Here is a 20,743-nt window from a genome sequence, read left to right on the forward strand (position 1 = left end):
TGACACCACCCCCCAGGTCATCCGTTCGACAGGGGGCAACAGTCATGCCGGGCCCGGAGGCCAACGGCCCTCTTGCAGGACCGCGAAAAAGATAACGGGCGCCGAAGTCGTCGGCAAGGGAGCGATGAGCGGCCTGAGGTTCGCTGAAACCGCGGTCGCCGACGGTCCAGCGGGCCCTGTTCCACGCCGGGATCGTGGCCGAGACCTCCGGACAGGGACACGTGCTGAAGCTGCTGCCTCCGCTCACGATGTCACTCACCGAATGGAAGCAGGTGGCGGACGTTCTCGGCGACGCCGTCCTCCACACCGTGCGTTGAGGGCAGACATGCCAGTCCCTCGCAGAAGCCCACCCCATCAAGGCACCTACGACATGCGGGAGATCGTGCACGCGATCCTCTACCGGGGGCGGACCGGCTGCCCGACCGGCTCCCGGCCGTCGCGCCGGAACTGCCCGAGCATCCGGGCCGCCCCCGCATCCTCGCCGCCTTTCCACCACGCGACCGAGCCGCCACGGGCCGAGGACGTCTGCGCAGCCCTCGGCCACGCACTGCTGCCGAAGAACGTCGAAGGCACCCGTAAGGGCGGGCACGTCAGCCAACTCTGCTGTCGCGCCCGCCCGCACCTTGTACGACCTGACCTACTTGACCGACCCCGCCATGACGCCTTGGACGAAGTACCGCTGGAACGCGAAGAACACCACCAGCGGAACCACCAGGGACACGAACGCACCCGGTGCCAGTACGTCGATGTTGCTGCCGAACTGGCGTATCTGGGACTGAAGTTGCACGGTCAGCGGTTGCGAGGAACTGTCCGCGAACAGAAGGGCCACCAGCATGTCGTTCCACACCCACAGGAACTGGAAGATGGCGAGACTGGCGATGGCCGGCCGGCCCACCGGCAGGACCAACTGGACGAAGATGCGCCACTCGCTTCCGCCGTCCATGCGCGCGGCCTCTAGCATCTCCTTGGGCATCTCGGCGAAGTAGTTCCGCAGGAGGAAGACGGCGAAAGGCAGGCCGTAGGCGACGTGGAACAGCACCACGCCAGGGATGGTCCCGAACAGTCCCAGTTGTCCGAACAGCTTGGCCACCGGCAGGAGGCCGAGCTGCACCGGCACCACCAGGAGCGCCACGACGACCAGGAAGATGCCGTCCCGGCCCGGGAAGTCGAGCCAGGCGAAGGCGTACGCCGCGAGCGCCGCCACGACCACTACCAGGAACGTCGTCGGAACCGAGATGAGCACCGTGTTCCACAGCGCCTGCGTCATACCGGAGTTCTTCAGCAGCGCCGTGTAGTTGTCGAAGGAGATCTGGCTGGGGCTGGCGAAGACGGTCCACCATCCGCCCTTCGCCGTGTCCTGGGACGACCGCAGGGACGAGATCAGAAGTCCCGCCAGCGGGGTGAGCCAGACCAGGCCGGTGACCACGAGGAATGCCTGGACCGCACCGTTGCCCAGCCCGCGCCGGATCGCGTTCATCGCTGACTCCTTCGGAAGCGGCGGACGTTGAAGATCATGGCAGGGACGACCAGCAGCAGCAGCAGGACGCCCAGTGCGCTGCCGAGGCCCTGGTTGTTGCCTCCGCCGAAGGACACCAGCCACATCTGCGTCGCGAGAACCGTCGCATCCTCCTGCACCGGGCCGGGAGCGATGATGTAGACCAGGTCGAAGACCTTCATGACGTTGATGACCAGGGTCACGAAGACCACGGTCAGCACGGGTGCCAGCAGCGGCACCGTGATGCGCCGGAAGATCTGCCACTCGTTGGCGCCGTCCATCCGTGCCGCCTCCAGGGTCTCCCGAGGCAGCGCCGCGAGTCCGGCCCCGATCAGGACCATGGCGAAGCCGGTCCAGATCCACAGGTAGGCACCGATGATGGCCGGCGTCACGAGGGCGGGTCCCAGCCATGACACACCCCCGTAGGGCTGCGCGAAGTTCGAGGCGGGCAGTACGACCGTGTAGCTGCCGGACTTGAGGCCCGGAAAGCGGAACGAGCCGTCGGAGGCCGTGGTCGTGCTCGCGGCCGTTCGCCCGTCGGGGTCGACGGCCTCGACCCGCATCTTCGGCAGTCCGCTCTCGCCCCGGTCGACCCTGCCCTGCTCACCTCCTCCGCCGGGTGTGAAGTCCAGGTAGACGACTCCACTGACCTCGTCGGCCGCGGCGGCACGGTGGGCTGCCGGGTAGGCGGGCCGCGCGCCGCCGGGTACGTCGTCCGGGGCGACGCCCACCATGCCGAAGCTCACGGACGCGCCGGGCGACACGCGCTCACTGGTGCGGTACGAGCCGTCCGGGCTCGCGGTGAGTCCGTGTTCCTCGCGTGCCCGGGCGGTCGGGTACTCGGAGGTGCCCTTGAAGGCGTCGTGCACGCTGACGACCGCCGCGTTGAGCACACCCTTCGAAGGGTCCTCGTCGTAGGCGAGGCGGAAGATGATGCCCGCGGCAAGGAACGACACGGCCATCGGCATGAACAGCAGGAGCTTGAAGGCCGTCGCCCAACGGACCTTCTCCACCAGTACGGCCAGGATGAGGCCGAGTCCGGTCAGCAGGGTCGGTGCCACGACGACCCAGATGGCGGTGTTCCGTACGGCCTTGAGGGTCGCCGGGTCGCGGAACATCTCCGTGTAGTTGTCGACGCCCACGAACTGCGACCCCGAAGCGTCGAAGAAGCTGCGGCCGACGGAGAACAGCACGGGGTAGACGACGAGGGCACCCAGCAGGAGCAGCGCGGGAAAGGCGAAGACCACGGCGATCGCGCGGGCTCGACGGCGTGAGCGTCGGGCCCGCTCGGCGGCGCCCGGCTGAGGCGTCGGGGTGATGGTCTCTTGGACCAGGGTGACGGTCATGGTGTGTCAGCCCTTGTACGCCTTGGCCGCTGCGGCTTCCAGCTTCGCGGCGGTCGCCTTGGGGTCGGACGGGTCACGGAGGAAGTCCTGGAGGAGCTTCCACTCCCCCGCGCCCTTGGTGCCGCCGAAGGCCGCGGGCGCCTGGTCGGACATGTCGAAGCGGACGGAGTCGCCGGCGTCGATGAGGGACTTCGCGGTGGCGCGCGTGACGTCGTCGCCGTAGGAGTCCAGAGGAAGGTTCTTGTTGGGGGACAGATAGCCGCCGGCCTTCGCCCAGACGGCGGATGCCTCGGGGGTGGCGAGGTATTCGAGCAGCTTCATGCCGGCCTTGGCGTTCTTGCCGTCCTTGAGGACGACCGCGGCGTCACCGCCGCTGACGACGGGGGCCGTACCGGCGCCCACGGCCGGGAAGGGGAAGAAGTTCGCGTCCTTGCCGATGGACCTGCCGAACTGGTCGCGGGCCACACCGGCGACGAAGTCACCCTCGTACACCATGCCGGCTTCGGGCTTCGGGCCGAACACCTTCTCCACCGAACCGGGGAAGTCGGTGTTGAGAGCCTCCTTCTGGCCGCCGGCTATCAGCTCCTTGTCCTTGAAGAGCTTGCCGAGCGTGGTGAGCGTGTCGACGACCGTCGGGTCGGTCCACTTCAGCTTGTGCGCGGCGAGGGCGTCGTACTTCTGGGGGCCGGCCTGGGAGAGGTAGACGTTCTCGAACCAGTCGGTCAGGGTCCATCCGTCCTGCCCGGCGACGGAGAACGCGGCGAGACCCGAGTCGGAGACGGTCTGTCCGACCTTGAGCAGGTCGTCGTAGGAGGTGGGGGGCTTGACGCCGGCCTGGCTGAAGGCGTCGGGGCTGTACCAGACCGTCGACTTGTGTGCGGCCTTGAAGTAGAGGCCGTAGAGCGTGTCGTCGACGCTGCCGTACTTCTTCCACACGGGTGCGTAGCCGGCGTCGACCGACTTCTCGGCGGCGGCCGACAGCGGGGTGAGCCAGCCCTGCTTGGCGAACTGCTGGAGCACGCCGACCTGCGGGACCATCACCACGTCGGGAGCGTTGCCTCCCTCGATCTTGCTGCCGACCACGGTGGAGACGTTGTCGCCGGTGGACACGAACTGCGTCTTGGCTCCGGTCTTCTCGCTGAAGGCGTCCAGCACCTTCTGGAAGTTCTTCTGCTCGGTGCCGGACCAGACACCGGCGACGGTGACCGTCTGCCCGTCGAGCGCCATGTCGCCGCCGCCTGCCGTGACGGGGCCGCTGTCGCCGCCGCAGGCGGTCGCGCCGAGAGCGAGGGTGAGCGCCGTGCAGCTCATGATCAGGGTGGTGCGTCGTCGCATCATCGTTGATGTCCCTTCGATAACTGTGTTGCTTCGGAGAACGTCAGAGACCGTTGATCCACCAGGCGGCTGTCGAGCCGGGGAGCACGTCGGCCGGGCAGGGGCCGCTGGACAGCAGGGGGGTACCGGATACAGGAGCGGGGGTGGGCGCCGTGCCGAAGTTGACGGCGCAGACGAGGCCGTCGCCTCGGACGAAGGCGAGCACACCGGGCGGGGTGTCCAGCCAGGTGAGCATTCCGTCGTGCAACTGGGCGAGGGAGGACCGCAGTTGCAGACCGTCGCGGTACAGGTGCCAGAAGGAGCGGGTGTCGGCGAGGGCGCGGTCGGTGGCGTACTCGGCGAAGTACTCCGGCTGGGGCAGCCAGGGCTTGGCTCTGCCGTCACCGGTGGTGAAGCCGAACGGGGAGGCCTGTCCCGACCAGGGCAGTGGCACGCGACAGCCGTCGCGGACGCGGGCGCGGCTGCCGGTGCGGCGGAATATGGGGTCGGTGAGCACGTCGTCGGGCAGGTCCACGACCTCGGGCAGGCCCAGTTCCTCGCCCTGGTAGATGTAGGCGGCTCCGGGGAGCGCCAGCATCAGCAGTGCGGCGGCGCGGGCTCGGGCCGGGCCGAGTCCGCTGCCCTCGACAGTGGGTTCGCCGTAGCGGGTGACGGTGCGCACCTGGTCGTGGTTGTTGAGCACCCAGGTGACGGTGGAACCGGTCCCGGCGATGTCCGCCATGGCCTCGGAGATGACCTTGCGGAACGCGTCCGCCTCCCAGGGGGCGCTCAGGAGGTCGAAGAAGAAGGCCTGGTGGAGTTCGTCGGAGCGTACGTACTGGGCGTGTTCGCGGGCGTTGGGCACGGAGACCTCACCCACCAGGAGGCGCTCGACGCCGTCGCGCGCCGCGTACTCCTCGCAGACGGCCCGCCAGTGCCTCCAGACGTCGTGCACTTCGGGCTGGTTCCAGGCCAAGGGGTTGACCGAATCGCGGGTGCGGGCGTCCGCCTCGGGGTCCGGGGAGTCGGGCAGGTCGACGTGCTTGAAGAGGCCGGCGGCGACATCGATGCGGAAGCCGTCGACGCCGCGGTCGAGCCAGAAGCGGAGCACACGGTCGAACTCGGCCGCGGTCTCGGGATTGCGCCAGTTCCAGTCGGGCTGCTCGGGCGTGAACATGTGTAGGTACCACTGACCGGGGCGACCGTCCGTCTCGGTGATCCGGGTCCAGGCCGGTCCGCCGAACATGGCATGCCAGTTGTTGGGTGGTTCGGAACCGTCCGGGCCACGGCCGTCGGCGAAGTGGAACCTGGCCCGTTCGGGACTGCCGGGCTCCGCGGCGAGCGCCGCCTGGAACCACGGGTGGTCCGAGGAGCAGTGGTTGGGCACGATGTCGAGCAGGACGCGAATGCCGAGCCGATGGGCGGCTTCCGTCAGGTGATCGAACTCGGCGAGGTCGCCGAAGGTGGGGTCGACGTCGCAGTAGTCGGCGACGTCGTATCCGTGGTCGTGCTGCGGCGAGGGGTAGAAGGGGCTCAGCCAGATCCCGTCCACGCCGAGCTTCTTCAGGTAAGGCAGACCGGCCCTGACTCCGGCGAGGTCGCCGATCCCGTCTCCGGTGCTGTCCAAAAAGCTACGGACGTACACCTGGTAGATGACCGCGTCTCGCCACCAACGGTGCATGTTCAACCCATTGCCTGTCTCTGGTGCCTGGTGGTTATGCATGCATGTTAAGTAGGCGTGTCAGGAAGGTGTCAATGGTCAGTTGCCGAAAGGCTGATAACATGGTGGTTTTACACGCATATTTCGACCCAGCAGTCGGACGCGGCGAGGCTCTCAACTACCTAACAGGTATGTATGAGTCCGCCGTCAGCGTGTGGGGATGGCGGCCAACTCCCGCGTCAGCCGCTCGACCGCCGCCCCGGACGACTGATGCCCGGTCAACACGTCGTGCACCACTGCCTGCACCACCAGGCTGACCTGCTCGTAGCGGGGGCTTTTGGGACGTGGAGCGGCGGACAGAACGCTCGCGCGCAGAATGGGCAGGTAGGGGAACCGCTTCACCAGGTCCGGTTGCTCGTAGAGGGACGCCCGTACCGGAGGCAGAGCTCCGCGCGTGAGTACTTGCCGTTGTACCGGCTCGCTGGTCAGGTACGCGATGAGGCGAGCGGCGGAATCGGGGTGCCGCGCGTGGGTGCTGATGGCCAGGTCGGAGCCGCCGAGCACGCTGGTGCCCTGCCCGTCCCGTCCCGGCAGGCGCACGACCCCGATCTTCCCGGCGACGGGAGAACCCGGGGCCGAGGCGACGGCGTAGGCGTAGGCCCAGTTGCGCAGGAAGAGAAGCCTGCCCTCCTGGAACGCCTGCTTCGATTCCTCCTCCTTGTACGACAGGGCCGACTTCGGGATCCAGCCCTCCCGGACGCCGCGTGCGAGGAATTCGAGCCCCTCTCGGGCTGCCGCCGAGTTCACCGTCACCCGATCGCCCTCGTCCCCGAGGATGGTGCCGCCGGCGGAGTAGATCGCCTCGGTGGCGTTGACGGTCAGGCCCTCGTAGGGGAAGAGCTGACCGGCGTACCCGTGAAGTCCGTATTTCGGCGCGATGGTCTTGGCGGCCCGCTCCAGCTCGTCCCAGGTACGCGGTGGCGGCACACCCTCCTTGTCCAGGATGTCCTTGCGATACAGCAACAACCCGGCGTTGGTGACGTACGGCACCGCGTACAACCGTCCGTCGTAGGTCGCGCTGTCCACGACGGGTCGCAGGAAGGTGCCAAGCGCGAAGCGATCGCGCTCCAGCGGCCGTATCCATCCCGCCGCCGCGAACTCCGACGTCCAGGTGACGTCGATGTTGAGGACGTCGAACCGGTTGCGGTCCCGGTCGCGCAGGTCGGTGACCATCTGCGCGTGCGTCTCGTCGGCGGAGTCGGGCAGCTCGACCAGTGTCACCCGCTCCCGCGGATGCGTACGGTTCCACCCGTCCAGCACGGTGCCCAGGTACCCGGTGAGATCTCCGGCCGTCGCGAGAGTCAGCGGACCTCTGCCCTGGCCGTCGCCCTCGGCGACCCGGGCCGAGGGGCCGCACCCGGCGAGCACGAGCCCGAGGACGAGGAGGCCCCTGCCGGCGGCTCGGATCCACCGCATCGGTCCCTCCCTGCGCAACCGGTGATGAGTGGCATCACCGTCATGGTCCAGCGACCATGTATACCCGTTATGTATAAGCGATACTAGAGCCGGGACATCATACGAGGACAGGAGGATCACGGTCGTGCGCCTGCCCCTCCTGGCACTCCTCGCGCGGGCGCCAGCGCACGGGTACGAGCTGAAGCAGGGCCTTGAGCAACTGCTGGGCTCCGCGTACCCTCAACCGAACATCGGCCAGATCTACGTGACCCTGGGGCGCCTCGAGAAGCAGGGACTCATCGAGGGCCAGGACATCGAACAGTCCGGCCGACCCAACAAGAAGGTCTACCGCCTGACCGCTTCCGGCCAGGAGGTGGTCCGCACCTGGTTCGACACACCCGAAGACGAGCCGCGGGTGCGGGACGACTTCTTCATGAAGTTGGCCCTCGCCTCGCACACCGGCATCGCCGATCAGATCGCCTTGATCAACAATCAGCGACGTCAGTACCTCAACTCCATGCGCGGCCTGTCGAAACTGGCTGCCGCGGAGGACCGGGACAACCGATACGCACACCTCCTGTTCGAGGGTGCGATGCTGCACCTTCAGGCCGACCTCGACTGGCTCGAACGGTGCCAGGAAGAACTGGAGGAGCTGGAGTGAAGGACAGCCCCTCCCCCGCGCTGCGCGCCGAGGGCCTGGTCAGAACGCATCACGGCGAGAGCGGGCCGGCACACGCCGTCCGCGGAGTCGACCTGTGCGTCCAATCGGGCGAGTTCGTGGCCATCACCGGTCCCTCCGGCGCGGGCAAATCCACACTGCTGCACCTGCTCGGCGGACTGCAACGGCCGGACAGCGGCAGCATATGGCTCGACGGCGAATGCACCGCCACCTGGCGGGAGACACGCTGGGCCGTGGAGCGCCGCAAACGTATCGGCATTGTCTTCCAGTTCTTCAACCTCGTCTCCAACCTGTCCGTCGCCGACAACGTGGAACTGCCGGCCCTCCTCGCTGGCGCCTCACCCAAACGGGCGCGCGCCGAGCGCAAGGCCCTGCTGGCCGAGTTGGGCATCGAGGGCAAGGAACGCAGCATGCCGGGCGAGTTGTCCGGCGGTGAGCAGCAGCGGGTCGCCCTGGCGCGTGCCCTGGTCAACCACCCGCCTCTGCTGCTCGCCGACGAGCCGGCCGGCAGCCTGGACAGCAAGGGCACGCGGGAGGTCATGCGGCTCCTGTCCCGGTTCCACGAGCGGGGACAGACGATCGTCCTGGTCACCCATGACGCCAGGCTGGCGAGTGCCGCGGACAGGGTGATCAGCTTCTTCGACGGCCGGACAGCGGACGACGTGGCACTGGACAGCACCCCGTCACGCCGGCCGGGAACATCCGGAGTGCTCAAGCTCAGGGACTGAAGTGCGGACGTACGACGACCCCCGGAAGGGCCAGATCTGATGCGCGCCACTTTGCGCTGGGCACACGCCGACTTGCGCACGCATCGCGGAGAGGCACTCTTCCTCGTGCTCGCCACGGCCGGCATCGTCGTCTCGTTGCTGCTGGCCGCCGCGCTGTTCGGTTACGCCACCAACCCCTGGCAGCGCACCTTCTCCCAGACACATGGCGCACACGTGTGGATCCATACCGGCAGCAAGACCGTGCTTGACGGACTTTCGGTTCTGGACGGGGTCGAGGCCGCCGCCGGTCCCTACGACACCGCGGCAACCAGCCTCTCCGTCCGCGGGACCCGTGCGAACGTCGAACTGAGGGCCACCCCCTCGGCCCCTGTCGTCGGTCATCCCCTCCTCACCGCGGGCCACTGGCTCGACCCCACGACACCCGACGGCGTGGTTCTGGAGAGCCGCCTCGCCCGGGCCCTGCTGGCCGGGCCAGGAGACACGCTCTCCCTGCCGCAGGGGACCGGAGAGCTGACGGTCGTGGGCATCGCCGAGACCGCCGAAGTCCGCTACCGCCCGGGTGAACAGCCGGGGATCGTCTGGGCGCTGCCGTCAGCCGTCCCTCACCCCACCGGTCAGATCATCGGGTTGCGGCTGACCAACCCCGCCGAGACCGGCTACGCCGTCCAGCGTGCCGTCACGGCCCTGGGCGCCGGTGCCATCGGCGAGGTCTCCACCTGGCAGCAGGCACGTGCCGAGGCCCAGGGCGACAACCGGCTCCTGGGCCAGGTGCTGGGTCTGTTCGGTTGCGGTGCCCTCATGGCTGCCGGATTCGCCGTACACGGGGCGATAGCCACCCGGATTCGCGGTCATCTGCGCGACATATCCGTCCTCAAGGCCGTCGGCTTCACACCCAGTCAGGTCGTACGTGTCTTCCTCCTCCAGCACATCGCGTACGCCCTCATCGGCGCCCTCGCGGCGGTCACGGCGACGGAGGCGCTGGGCAGTCGGGTCACGGGCCGACTGGGGGACTCCGTCCGCCTGTGGCGGGTCCTGCCCGGTCACACGACGACACAGCTGGTCGTCCCGGCGGCAGTGGTGCTGTTCATCGCGGCGACCACGGGGCTCGCGGCATGGCGCGCGGGACGGGTCCCCTCGGTGCCCGGTGCACGGCCGGTCTTCGTGAACGGGGTACGCCAGGCACGAGCGAGCGGAACCCGCACGAGCAAGCGTCTGCCTGTACTGATGCGGCGGGCCTTCGAGGTCAGGGTGCCCGCCCCCCTGGTGCTGGGACTGAACGCCACTCTCGCCCGTCCGGCGCGGTCCCTCGCCACCATCGCCCGTCTCTGCCTGCCCCTGCTCCTCATCACCGTCGCCCTGAGCGCCTGGACGACCCTCGACCGCTTCCACCGCGATCCCGAGCGGATCGGAGTCTCCGCCGCCCTGACCGTGCATACGGACAACGACCTCGACGACCGGGACGTCCGTGCTCTGCTGCAACGTGACCCGCAGGTCGCGGCGGCCTATCCCGGCGTCGAGGTGGCCGCGCTCGTCCCTGGACAGACTGCGACGATCGCCCTGCGCGGCCTGGGCACCCGAGGTTCTTCCTACCCGTACACCCTCGCCGAGGGCCGCACGGCGCGGGGAAGCGACGAGGCCGTCGCCGGTCAGGGCCTTCTCGACCTGCTCGATGTGCGCGTCGGCGACTGGGTCCGCATGACCGTGGGCGACCAGCCGCAGATCCTGCACATCGTGGGTCGCAGCATCGAACCGGAGAACGCCGGCCGCGTCATCAGCACCACACTCGACACTCTCCGCGAGAACGACCCGGATCTGTCCCCGACCCTCTATCAGTTGCGTCTGCGTCCAGGCGCGGATCCGTCAGCCGTCGCCCACCGGTTGGCCGTCGCCGGACGCGGCCATCTGGACGTCAATGCCGCGACCAACCCCGCCGACGAACTGTCGTCGCTGCGCGGAGTCGTGGTGGGTCTCATCCTCGTCCTGGGCCTCATCGGACTCGTGGAGGTGCTCACGGCGATCGGCGGCATGATCCGTGAGGGGGAGCGCGATCTGCCGGCGTGGAAGGCGATCGGTCTGTCCCAGCGGCACATCACCGCGGTGACCATGACGTCCGTGTCCTTGACCGCCTTCGCCGCCTACGTCGCAGCCACGGCGCTCGGTACGCCGCTCGCGCGCTGGCTGATCGACGCGCAAGGCCGGTCGAGCGGTATCGGGGCGGGTATCGCCCAGGACCCGCCGGTAGGGCTCCTGGTGCTGCTCGGGGTGGCGACCGTCCTCGGCGCTGGTGCCGTGGCGGCGCTGCCGGCGGCGCGTGCGGCCCGGCGCCGGCTGGCGGACACTCTGGCGGCGGTGGCCTGACTCGGGCTGCGTTGTTCCGTCATCGGCGGCGGTGCCATGGCCTCGTTGCGCGCCCGACCGGGGTCATACCGCTCGGGTGTCGGAGCCTCCCATCAAGACGCCGAACGCGTGGGCGGCCAGCTCACCGCGGCCTTTCTGGCCCGCGGCGCCGCTACCGGCCGACTCTGCTGCGGGCTCCCTGCCTGGACCGGCGACGGCGGCGCGTTCAGGCCTCTTTCCGAGTCGCTTCGAGAGAGCGTGATCGTGAGCAGGAGCGGCCTGGGGATCTGGTCCGGTCGGCGGTGCCGGTGTCTGCGGCACGGGCGGCGACGGCGGCGACGGGTATTCCACCTCCACGACAGCGGCACGCCGCGCGTGGGCATGCCCACCGTCCTCACCGCCTGCCGTGGACACCGAGGGTGAGGGGACTTCGCTGCCGCGGTTGACGACCTTGAACGTGACGTCCGCGGCGGCCAGGTGGAGTTGCTCGGTGAGGTACGTCCGCAGGGCCTCGGCCCGCTCCTGCCCGGCTTCCCGTGAGCTGTTCGCACCTTTCCAGGGCAGTCGGCTGCCGTTGCCGCCCGCCGTGATGGTGACGATGATGTTGGGCAGCCCTGCCCGGCGACGCGCCTCCACGACTTCGCGGAGCCTGGTCGCCAGCACGTGCGCCTTGTACTTCTGCTCTCGGCCAAGGGTCCTGCGTGACTTCTCGAACTGCGAGGTCAGCAGGTCCCGAGGCAGTTCGGGCGCTGTCCGGTCACCCGGCAACGGAATCATCCTGCCGGTCGGGACACGCTGCGCACGGGGGCTGGGCGGTTCCGGCGTCCTGATGGCCGGAGCGGGCTGGGCCGGCCCGCGCCCGCCCCGGGATCCCCCCGACACCGGCGCCGAGACCTGTCCGCCGTGCCTCTCGATCCACCGTATGTCGTTGAACGTCTGCGCCCACAGGCGCACCACTTCGTGCTCCGGCATGGGCGTGAGCTGCCGGGCCGAGGCGAGATCGTGGAGCCGGCCGAGCGTGGCCTCGGTGCGCGAGCGCAGGTCGCCGATCTCGGCGGCGGCGTTCAACTGCGTCTCGGCACCGAGACTGTCCAGGCTCCGGAGTACGGCCTCGGCCCGTTCGAGGAGTTCAGCCGGCCGCTGGTGCTCGGCGAGGAAGCGCGCACGACGTACCTGTACTTCCTCCCGTACAGCCTGATCGAGGGTCAGGGACCGGCTGTAGGAGGTGCTCTCCAGCTTGCCCAGCAGGTCGGAGTCGATGCCCCACTGTTCCGCAAGGCGGGCCCCCTGCGCTGTCAGCACACCCGCTTGCATCGCCTCGGCGGCGGTGAGGGGGGAGCCGTCGGCACGCTGGTCGGGGTCGAAGGCGTAGATCCTGCCCTCGGGATGGAATCGCCACGTCCGTTCGTGCTCGCCCTGACGCACCCGCAGTTCCACGTACGCGTCGAGCTCCACCGCCACGCGGCTGACGAGGTGCACGATGTTGGCGCCGATCGCCGGCTGGTCATGGCTCAGCACGCCTTCTTCGGGCTCCTGGAAGGTGACGACCGGGCGTGCCCCCGGATCCGCCGCCGCGTCGATCCGGTCGGGGTCGAAGGTCAGGACGATCCTGCGGCTGTCGGTGATGAGGTGCCGGGCCCGGGTCCGGGCCTTCAGCAACACGCGTGGCCCGCCGACCTTCAGTCGGCCGTGGTCCATCCGGTCGGCGATCGCGCGAGCCACCAGCGCGGGCGCCACCGCCGCCGTGGCCCGCGGATCGCGCGCCACGCCCAGGAAGACCTCAGTGAGGTCGAAGCGCTGGGTCGACCTCGGGTTTCTCTCCCAGGCGAGCGCCAGGTCGGCGCGCCCGGCGCGCGCCTTGTCCGTCGCGGCTCGCATCGCCGCCAACTCGTCCTCGTTGACCAGCGCGTAGAACTCGCCCGAGATCTTCTGGCTGTGGAACGTGCCGACGTCGTGCGGGCGGGCCAGCGGGGTGATGTGGCTCTGCTGCGCGGTCGTGGGGAACCGGATCGCTGCCTTGGCCACCACCAGGTAGATCGGCTTGCGCTCCTTGACGAACGACTCGGTGCGCGGTTGCTGCTGCGATCCCTGCGACGCGTCGGTGGAACCGGAGATGCCCAGGTTGGCCCCCTCGCTGTCCGCGGGACTGCCATGACCGCTGTTCAGCCCGGGGGCCGCGCCGTTGCTCGTCCTCCTGGCCGGGGAGACGGCGGTGATGTGCTTGAAGTAGGTGCCGAATCCCGCTCCGTCGAAGACCTTGACCACCCGGAGATCGGTGTACTCGATCTTCTTCATCACTACGGCCCGTTTGAGCGGGTCACTCGGCATGGCCCAACTGTTCGTCAGCCGGGTGCCCTCGGGTCGCTCGCGCAGTGCCTGCGCCGTGAGCAGGGAGTTGGCCATCATCGCCGGCAGGAAGGTGTCCGGGCGGACACCGGGTTTGACGTAGGCGTGGCCGAACACCGCGTTGAGCAGGCTCCTGATCTGCCGGTGGTAGCCACCGCTGGAGACGAATCCCACGGGGTGCGTGTTGAGCGGGAACGTCACCGGGATGGTGGACGGCGGAGAGTACTGGAAGGGCATCTCCGGGCCGAGCATGGAGGCGGGCAGAGCGAGCTGGATCGTGCCTCGCAGGTGGTGCGCGCTGGACGACCGGTCGGCGAGGGCTCGCTGACGGGACATGACGAGGTTGTTCAGATCGGCGTCCGGAGCGTCACCGAGTCGGACCTGCACCGCCACGTACAGGCCGCCTTCGATGTCGACGGTCTTGTTGTAGTCGCCGAAGACGCTCTCCCAGTACTGCGTCCGGTTGTACTCCACCTGCGTTCCCGCGCCGAGTGCCAGCCCCTGGGCGCCGCCGGCGTTCGCGCTCTCACCACTGCCGCCTGCCTTGACGGACGTGGAGAGGGAAGTCGAGCGGTTGCTCGACGTGGTGCGCGCGTCCTGGCCGTGCAGGAAGAACTCCTGCCCGTCCAGGCGCTCGTCGGTGGGATCGAGCCGTCCCACCAGTTCGGCCGACAGGACCACCGAGACGGTTTCTCGCAGCGGTCCCCAGGTGTTCACGAACTGGATCTCCGTCTCCCCACCGACCATGTCCATGTAGAGGATGGTGGACAGGTTGGAGAAGAGCACCTCTGAGGTCATCAGACCGCCGTGGACCTTGCCCAGCGTCTGACCGCCTCGGCTCACCTTGAGCAGGGGCGACGAACTGAGCAGGCCGGGAGCGGACTCCTCCACCAGCTGCCGGATCGTCCCCCACAGGGTCGTGCCGTCGTCGAAGCGCACCCTGGTCACGGACGCGGGCCCGATCCGACGATGCGGCTCGTAGGGATCGTTCAGGTACGGAGGCAGGTGCAGGGTCACCGGGGTGAGGGCGTGTTCGGGGAAGGTGTCGTTGAACCGGCGCAGCACCTCCTCGTCCACCACTCTCAGGTGGCCCATCTGGTGCGCTTCGCGCACTCTTGCCGCCAGGGCCGACAGGTCGGCTCCGTCCGGCAGCCGGCCCGGTCGTCCGTGCCAGTGCAGCGCCAGCCTGGCCATCAGTACTCCGCCGAGCTTGAGCTTGGCCCAGTCACCCGCGCTCCACAGGGCCACTACTTCTTCCAGCGCTTCCTTCGGCACGGGAAGCTGGTCCGCCAAGTACGCCCGGAGCGCGGCGTCCCGGGGCAGCATGAAGATCATCTGGCGGTTGTCGACGGTCGCGGTGCCGGATCCGCGATCGGTCGGCAGCAGGAGGGCGTTCTTGTGCCAGTCGACGCCCAGGTCGAATCTCGCGTGCGCGCCGTAGAGGAATATCTGGCCCACCGAGAGGGCGATCGACTCGAAGCCGCCCACCTTCTTCAGTGATTCGGACGAACCCCAGCCGACGGAGATGTCGCTGCCGAGGCCGGCCGTTCCCCCCGCGATGCCGGATTCACCGCCAAGAGTCGCGCCGACGGTCCCGAAACCGATGCTGCCGCCCCCGGACCGGCCGCTGAACACCTGGTTCTGCAGCAACGCGATCTGCGCCAGGACCACCGGATCCGACGTGGCGCCGAGATACGCCGCCTGCTTGACGGTCAGGGCACCGGACAGCACGGTGTAGGCGTTCTTCCAGAGGCCGTAGGTCGCGCCGTTGTCCACGTCGTAGTGGCCCGGGCCCTGGAGCATGTGAGGGGCCTGGGCCATCATCGTGTGGTGCGTGGTGAGCTGCCTGATCGCATGCTCGACCGGTGAGGCCGCCCCGCGCAGGTCCGGAGGCAGCTGGTTCAGCAGTGCGTTCGTCACGCCGTTCGTGTCCAGGGTGTAGACCACCGCCCGTTCGAAGACCTCGGGCGGCGTGTGCCCGGTCGTGGGCAGGTCGTCGGGGAGGTCCGTGGGCAGATCCGGGACGAGCAGCTCGGCGCCGCCGGTGAACGCCCGGGAGTCCAGCAGCCTGTCACCGCCGACGCGGTGGCCCGGAACCACGCCCGCGTTGCCCTCCGCGATGGTCACCTGCAACCGCACGTTCCTGATCCGGTGCTTGCGCAGGTCGCTGGTGGGCTCGAAGAGGATGGGGTGGTTGAACACCTGCGTCTCGCCTCGGCTGGAGCCGGCCGAGTAGCCTCCCCCCAGGCTGAGGCCGGCGTTCTTCAGGACGTTCTCCGAGAACCCGACGTTCAGGTTCACCGAGACGTTCTTGCTTCCGCCGTGCGACTGTCCGGCGATACGCAGGGCCATGAGCAGGATCGCCACGCGTTCGTTGTGCGCGGGCCCCAGGTCGTCGGCGTCGTCGATGTCGAAGGTCACGCGCAGATTGACGGTCGCGAACTCCTCGGTCCAGGGCAGCGGGCCGAGCCCCGGCCTGCGTGCCAGCCGCAACTGGGCGCCTTCCTCCGTCATGGCGCTGTTGAAGTGGTCGCCGATCCCCATCAACCAGTTCTCGAGTGCCCGTTCGTTCTCGATCCGGGCCTCGTGAGCATCGCGGTGGGACAGTGCGGTCACGTCCGCGAACTGGCCCTGGGCGGGTGGAAGGTAGCCGATCTCGCGGAGCTTCGAGCGGATGTGCGCGCCCAGTGCGTCGACCGTTCTCCGGTCGACGCGGACCGGGCTCAGGGCCACGGTTTTGCGCATGTAGGAAGACAGACTTCTGCGACCCGCACCGGTGATGGGCGCGGGTGAGCCCTCGCTCTCGATGCGTTCGACCGAGGTCTCGTCCACCGGGAAGCCGTTGTCGTAGGCGGCGACGTCCGGCAGGGTCATGGACACGGTGCCAAATGTGCGCAGCTCGCCGTCGGCCGGCGGGGTCGCGCCTCTCTTCGGCTCACGGACCTCGATCTCCAGCCGGTACTCCATCGGAACCGCGTAGAAGGGGCTCGGACCCACCCACCGGCTCACGGTCACCTTGAGACCGTCGTAACTTCCGAAACTGCCCTGCGAGTTGGAGCCACCCACGGTCGCGGACACGGAGACGCCCAGATCGACCTGCGGAACCGGTGGAGTCGCCCTCGCCGCGACACCCGCCGACCAGCGCTGCCCGACGCCGTTGCTCGCTCCCGCGACGTTCAGCAGGGTCTGCACGCGCTCGATGTTGGCGTTGCCTCCGGCCGCGGCATCGGAGAACATCGTGACCGGCGGCAGACCAGCCCGCGCGGCCTCGGTGGCGTCGAGAACTCTGGTGAACACCCGGACCGTGGCGATCGTCTTCGCCGTGCCCGGCTCGTGCAGCTCGATGGCGTAGCCCTCGGTGGACTGTCCCGGCAGGCCGCCTCCGATCTGCGACCGGCGCAGGTTGACCAGCAGCTTGTCGATACCGTTGCGCAACTGCTCCCGGACCCCGCTGCCGCCACGGAGGTACGCCTTGCCCTGGGACTCCGACCAGCGGGCCCGCAACCCCCGCAACGCCTTGTCGTACAGCTCCGGCGTTCCCGTCATGCCGAGCGCCACGTACCGCTCCGGGACGACCGGCCGCCCCACGTCCGGCTTGGTGGCCAACCTGGCGTGCTGCCCCATCAGGAAGCGGTCCGGTATCCACAGCATGAGCTTCTCGTCGGCCGCCGGGGGTATCCGGTCGGACGGCGTCCGCCCATCCTCCGGTGTGGACCCGGGCGGCGGGGACGGGTACCTGTTCTCCGGTACCTGTCTCCAGTCCGTGGTGTCGCCGTCGAACCTGATCCGGTAGGACAGGTTCATGTCGACCGCGAGCAGGGTGTTGGTGGTGCGGTGGTTGCTGACCTGGCCGTCCTCCACGAACTGTGCGGCGCTCATCCCGTGCTGCTTGGCGTTGGCGGCGACCGAGAGGCTCAGGCTGGGAGACACGGTCAGCGGCACTCCGATGGATGCGCCCCCGGTGTACGCGGTCCTGTTCACGGACGTGCTCTGCGAGAACGACCCCGTGTTGAACATGGCTGCGTTGGACTCGGTTCCGACCACGGCGCGCCCGCCGGGGTCGTCGGTCAGCGTGCTCAGCACCAGACGCGGGTTCTCCGGGCGGGCGGCGAACAGCACCTCGGCGTTGCCCAGACGCAGCACGAATCCGCCGATCCGGTCCGGGGCGGGCGAGACCATCTTCCGGAAGTTCTGCTCCAGGTCCACCGGCAGCGCCTCGAGGTCCACCGCGCTCGCCTCGGGGATCCTCGCGCGCAGTTCTTCGGCCAACCGTTTCACGCCGGGCAGGCCGGCGCGTGGTGTGGCGGAGAAGTACGCGAAGGCGTCGAGATTCACCGCTTGGCCGAGGGTGAACCGGGGCGGTTGCCGACCGTCCGGCCCCGGGCCGGGCTCCGGTTCCGGGCCGGGCTCCGGTTCCGGGCCGGGCTCCGGTTCCGCTTCCTCCGTTGTCCGCCGATCGGTACTGCTGTCGGCCGGATCCGTCGTGGCCTCGTCCCTCGCGTCGGGTCCCGCGGTGTCGGTCGGCCGAGGAGGGAGCTCCGCGGTGGCCTCGACGTGGTCGGCACGAGGGGGTTCACTCGCGTCCGCGGATGGCGCGCTCTCCGGTGGCTGGGCAACGCTGGTCACCGATGCGGCCGGTGGCTCCTGGTCACGTAGGGGGTCATGCGCCACCGTAGAGCCGGAAGGGAGCACCTTCGAGTCGAGCGGGCTCGATGTCCCGGGTGGCTCGGAGCCTTCCGCGGCGTCCGATCCGCTGCCTTCCGCACCGGTGGTCGGAGTAGTCACGACGGGTGCTGCCGTCGCGGAGCTGCGGCTGGGGTCAGGTGCGGCTCCCTCAGCGGGGGCGGGGGCACTCGGCACGTCCGACCGATGGAGAGCGGGGTTGCGGAGCACGGGACCCGCCGACGTCGGTTCCCCCGATTCCGGCACCGTCGCCGACGAGGTCACCGGCGGGGACTGGTCCGGAGCCGGGGTCTCGTCCGGGTCCGGCCCGAACCCGGTGTCGGTCCCCTCTCCGGTGTCCGACACGGGCACCCGCGTGTCGGCCGACGTCTCTGCTGTGGCGCCTTGAGCGGCGACTTCCGCCGAGTCGGCCTCCGGTCCCGCAGGCCTCCGTGACCACTCGACCGTTCCCGCCGCGGTGTTCCACGTACCGGTCAGTCCGGTGTGCCGGTCGAACACGGAGACCACCGACCGCGCGGGGATACCGCGGACGAAGGCCACCTCGTCCCCCGCGGTACTGCGGTAAGCGGCAAGCCGGGGCATCCTCTCCGCGAGATCCCTGTCCGCGTCGAGCATCTGGCCCAGAGTCGCTCCGACATCGACGCCGGCAGCGTCGTCCCGGATCTCGTAGCGATACCTGCGGTCCGCGTTGTGCGACGACTGGTCGCGCGTGGTGGAGACGAACTGGGACCCCTGGCCGGGAGTCGCGCTCACCCAGTGGGCGATCTCCACGACGTTCTCGAGGTCGCTCGCCTCAAAGCCGTTGCGGAAGACGGTGCGCGGGTCCTCGTCCGTGTCCCTCCAGACCGGCCGGCCCGGATCACTCCACAAGACGTAGGGCAGGTCACTGCTGTGGATCCGCTCGAGGCGCCTGTCACCGTGGTGGACTCCGGTGAGCATGGCCACCGTGATGTTCTCGGTCACCGTCCGGGCGAAGGGATGCCTCTTGCCCACCACGAGAGCGGGCGCCTCTTCGTCCGTGCCGGCCATGCTGTCGATCCACCGGGATATGTCCTCCCGCGTCCGCGGTGTCCGTGTGTCGCGCGCGCCCTTCTTCGTCCCGCCTCCGGGCGTCGTGTCGTCGGCGGTTCCGACGAGCGTGTCACCGGAGTCCGACAGCGTGTCGACCACCGTGGTGGCGTCGTCCGCCTCGGTGTCGCTCTCGTCCGCGTTGCTCGTGTGCGGTGTGTCCGCAGCCGCGAGCGCGTCACTGACCCCGGCGAATTCCTCCACCCTGCTGGTCCGTGGGTCGTCGGGCTGGGACACGGTGGCGATCCGGACGGGAGCGGCGACGTCCTCGTCGGGGGCCCTCGACTCCTCCGACTCCGGGGACGGAAAGCCTGCGGACCGTCCGTCGGTTTCGGGCGGCGGGGCCTTCCGCCGATCACGCTCCTTGGCATCCCTGCGGCCTGCGGGGTTCTTGGGCCCCGGTTCGCCGGGGGCGGCCACGAGGCCCGACACGACGGGGTTGGCCCGGGCGGGTCCGAACGTGCCCGGCTCGCCGTTCGTGGGCGTGCCGTCCGTGGTGTGCGTGGCGGCGCTGGTGGTATCCGTGGTGTCCACGACGCGGGCGGTCGGGTCCCCGTTCGTACGGGAGGAGCCGACGGGGCCCGAGACGGTGGCCAAGGGCCCGACGGTCGGCCGGTCACCGTCGGACACGCCGGCGGGTGGCGCCCCGGCGGTCGCACGGTCAGCGGTGGCAGTGTCCGTCGGCGCAGTGGTCACATCCCCTCGCCTGGTGCTCGCGTCCTCCTCTGAGGCGGGCCGGCCGGGATCCGTACCGTTCGTTCCGCTGTCCGCGTCACCGTCAGGCTGCGTGTCCCGGTCGCCGGTGCCGTTCGATCGCGCGCTCTGGTCGTTGGTGTCGCCCTTCGCCACCGTCGCCGGGGAGGACGTGGCGGCCGCGCCGGTGGGGGCGCCCGTGCCGTTGCCGGTGGCCGCGGGGACTGTCTGACCGGGCGGGGGCGCGGCACTCGTGCTCGTCCCGGGGGCCGCCGTCGATGCGGACACTGTCCCCGCCGGAGGGATGACCGCCGGGGCGCCGGGCTGCGTGACGGAGGCCTCCTCCCTTTCCTGGTCGCCCGTGACGTCCCGCGGTTGCTGCTCCTCAGCACCGGCGGGGGTGGGCCTGCCTCCCGCCGCCGCGGTGTGCGGCGCACCGGACCCGGCGACACCCGAGGCCCCGGCAGGAGGCGGCGCCGCGGGCTCCGTCCCGCCGGACGGCTGCCCCTCCGCAGCGTCATCGGCAGGCGCCTCGAACGCCACGTCGGACGCGCCGTGCCCGCCCACGGACCGCACCGGCTGGCTCCCACCACCGCCCGGAACCGTCACCGAACCAGCACCAGCACCAGCACCAGCACCAGCACCGACGGACGGCTGGCCGGCACCGGCAGGCAGCTGCCCGGCACCGGCACCGGCACCGGCAGGCGGCTGGTCCGTGCCGGTGCCGGCCGGGACCGGCTGCCCCGCACCCGGACCGACAGCGGACGTGTCCGGGGCGTCGATCCCGGACACGGTATGCACCGGCGCCGGCGAGCCGGGAGCCGACCCGGGCGAGAACGGCACCCCGCCCGGCACCTGCGGGCCGGGGCCCGGCACGACCGGACCCGCGTCCGCACCGGCCCCGCCGGCCGGCACCGGACTCCTCGACACACCAGACGG

At 69.7% G+C, this 20,743-nt stretch carries 10 protein-coding genes and 1 pseudogene; 5 read left to right on the forward strand and 6 right to left on the reverse strand.

What is annotated here, in order from left to right:
- Positions 1-194 precede the first annotated feature (194 nt).
- Entirely contained in the window at positions 195-317 is a 123-nt protein-coding gene (locus IE94_RS41630; protein WP_280922739.1) for a hypothetical protein, read from the forward strand.
- A 320-nt stretch (positions 318-637) separates the two neighbouring features.
- On the opposite strand, the gene IE94_RS0132930 is transcribed toward IE94_RS41630, so the two are convergent.
- The 5 genes from IE94_RS0132930 to IE94_RS0132950 all read right to left on the reverse strand — a co-directional run bounded on the left by IE94_RS0132930 (position 638) and on the right by IE94_RS0132950 (position 7,291).
- Positions 638-1,477, reverse strand: coding sequence for a carbohydrate ABC transporter permease (locus IE94_RS0132930; RefSeq protein WP_030191743.1), 840 nt, complete (start codon positions 1,475-1,477; stop codon positions 638-640).
- Entirely contained in the window at positions 1,474-2,841 is a 1,368-nt protein-coding gene (locus IE94_RS0132935) for an ABC transporter permease subunit (RefSeq protein WP_030191746.1), read from the reverse strand. The genes IE94_RS0132930 and IE94_RS0132935 overlap by 4 nt, the downstream gene beginning before the upstream one ends.
- A gap of 6 nt (positions 2,842-2,847) precedes the next feature.
- Complete coding sequence (locus IE94_RS0132940; RefSeq protein ID WP_030191747.1) at positions 2,848-4,179, reverse strand: ABC transporter substrate-binding protein; 1,332 nt, start codon at positions 4,177-4,179, stop codon at positions 2,848-2,850.
- 40 nt (positions 4,180-4,219) lie between these two features.
- Entirely contained in the window at positions 4,220-5,836 is a 1,617-nt protein-coding gene (locus IE94_RS0132945) for a glycoside hydrolase family 13 protein (protein WP_030191749.1), read from the reverse strand.
- Positions 5,837-6,022: 186 nt separating this feature from the next.
- Positions 6,023-7,291, reverse strand: a complete 1,269-nt coding sequence (locus IE94_RS0132950; RefSeq protein WP_030191751.1) for an ABC transporter substrate-binding protein — start codon at positions 7,289-7,291, stop codon at positions 6,023-6,025.
- 124 nt (positions 7,292-7,415) lie between these two features.
- Between IE94_RS0132950 and IE94_RS0132955 the strand changes: the two genes are divergently transcribed.
- From IE94_RS0132955 to IE94_RS0132965, 3 genes are read left to right on the forward strand one after another with little or no spacing between them, the layout of a single operon-like run.
- Positions 7,416-7,931, forward strand: a complete 516-nt coding sequence (locus IE94_RS0132955; protein WP_030191753.1) for a PadR family transcriptional regulator — start codon at positions 7,416-7,418, stop codon at positions 7,929-7,931.
- The gene (locus IE94_RS0132960) at positions 7,928-8,677 is read left to right on the forward strand and encodes an ABC transporter ATP-binding protein (RefSeq protein ID WP_030191755.1); all 750 of its coding nucleotides are present in this window, start codon (positions 7,928-7,930) and stop codon (positions 8,675-8,677) included. Before IE94_RS0132955 ends, IE94_RS0132960 begins: the two co-directional genes overlap by 4 nt.
- A 39-nt stretch (positions 8,678-8,716) precedes the next feature.
- On the forward strand, positions 8,717-11,035 hold the full coding sequence (locus IE94_RS0132965) for an FtsX-like permease family protein (RefSeq protein ID WP_030191757.1): 2,319 nt from the start codon (positions 8,717-8,719) through the stop codon (positions 11,033-11,035).
- Between the two features lie 63 nt (positions 11,036-11,098).
- On the opposite strand, the gene IE94_RS0132970 is transcribed toward IE94_RS0132965, so the two are convergent.
- On the reverse strand, positions 11,099-19,708 hold the full coding sequence (locus IE94_RS0132970) for a scabin-related ADP-ribosyltransferase (protein WP_157849419.1): 8,610 nt from the start codon (positions 19,706-19,708) through the stop codon (positions 11,099-11,101).
- 651 nt (positions 19,709-20,359) lie between these two features.
- On the opposite strand from IE94_RS0132970, the pseudogene IE94_RS40680 reads away from it, so the two are divergent.
- Positions 20,360-20,743: pseudogene (locus IE94_RS40680) on the forward strand (hypothetical protein); the annotation flags it as partial.

The organism is Streptomyces violaceorubidus (assembly GCF_000717995.1).
Classification (GTDB): domain Bacteria; phylum Actinomycetota; class Actinomycetes; order Streptomycetales; family Streptomycetaceae; genus Streptomyces; species Streptomyces violaceorubidus.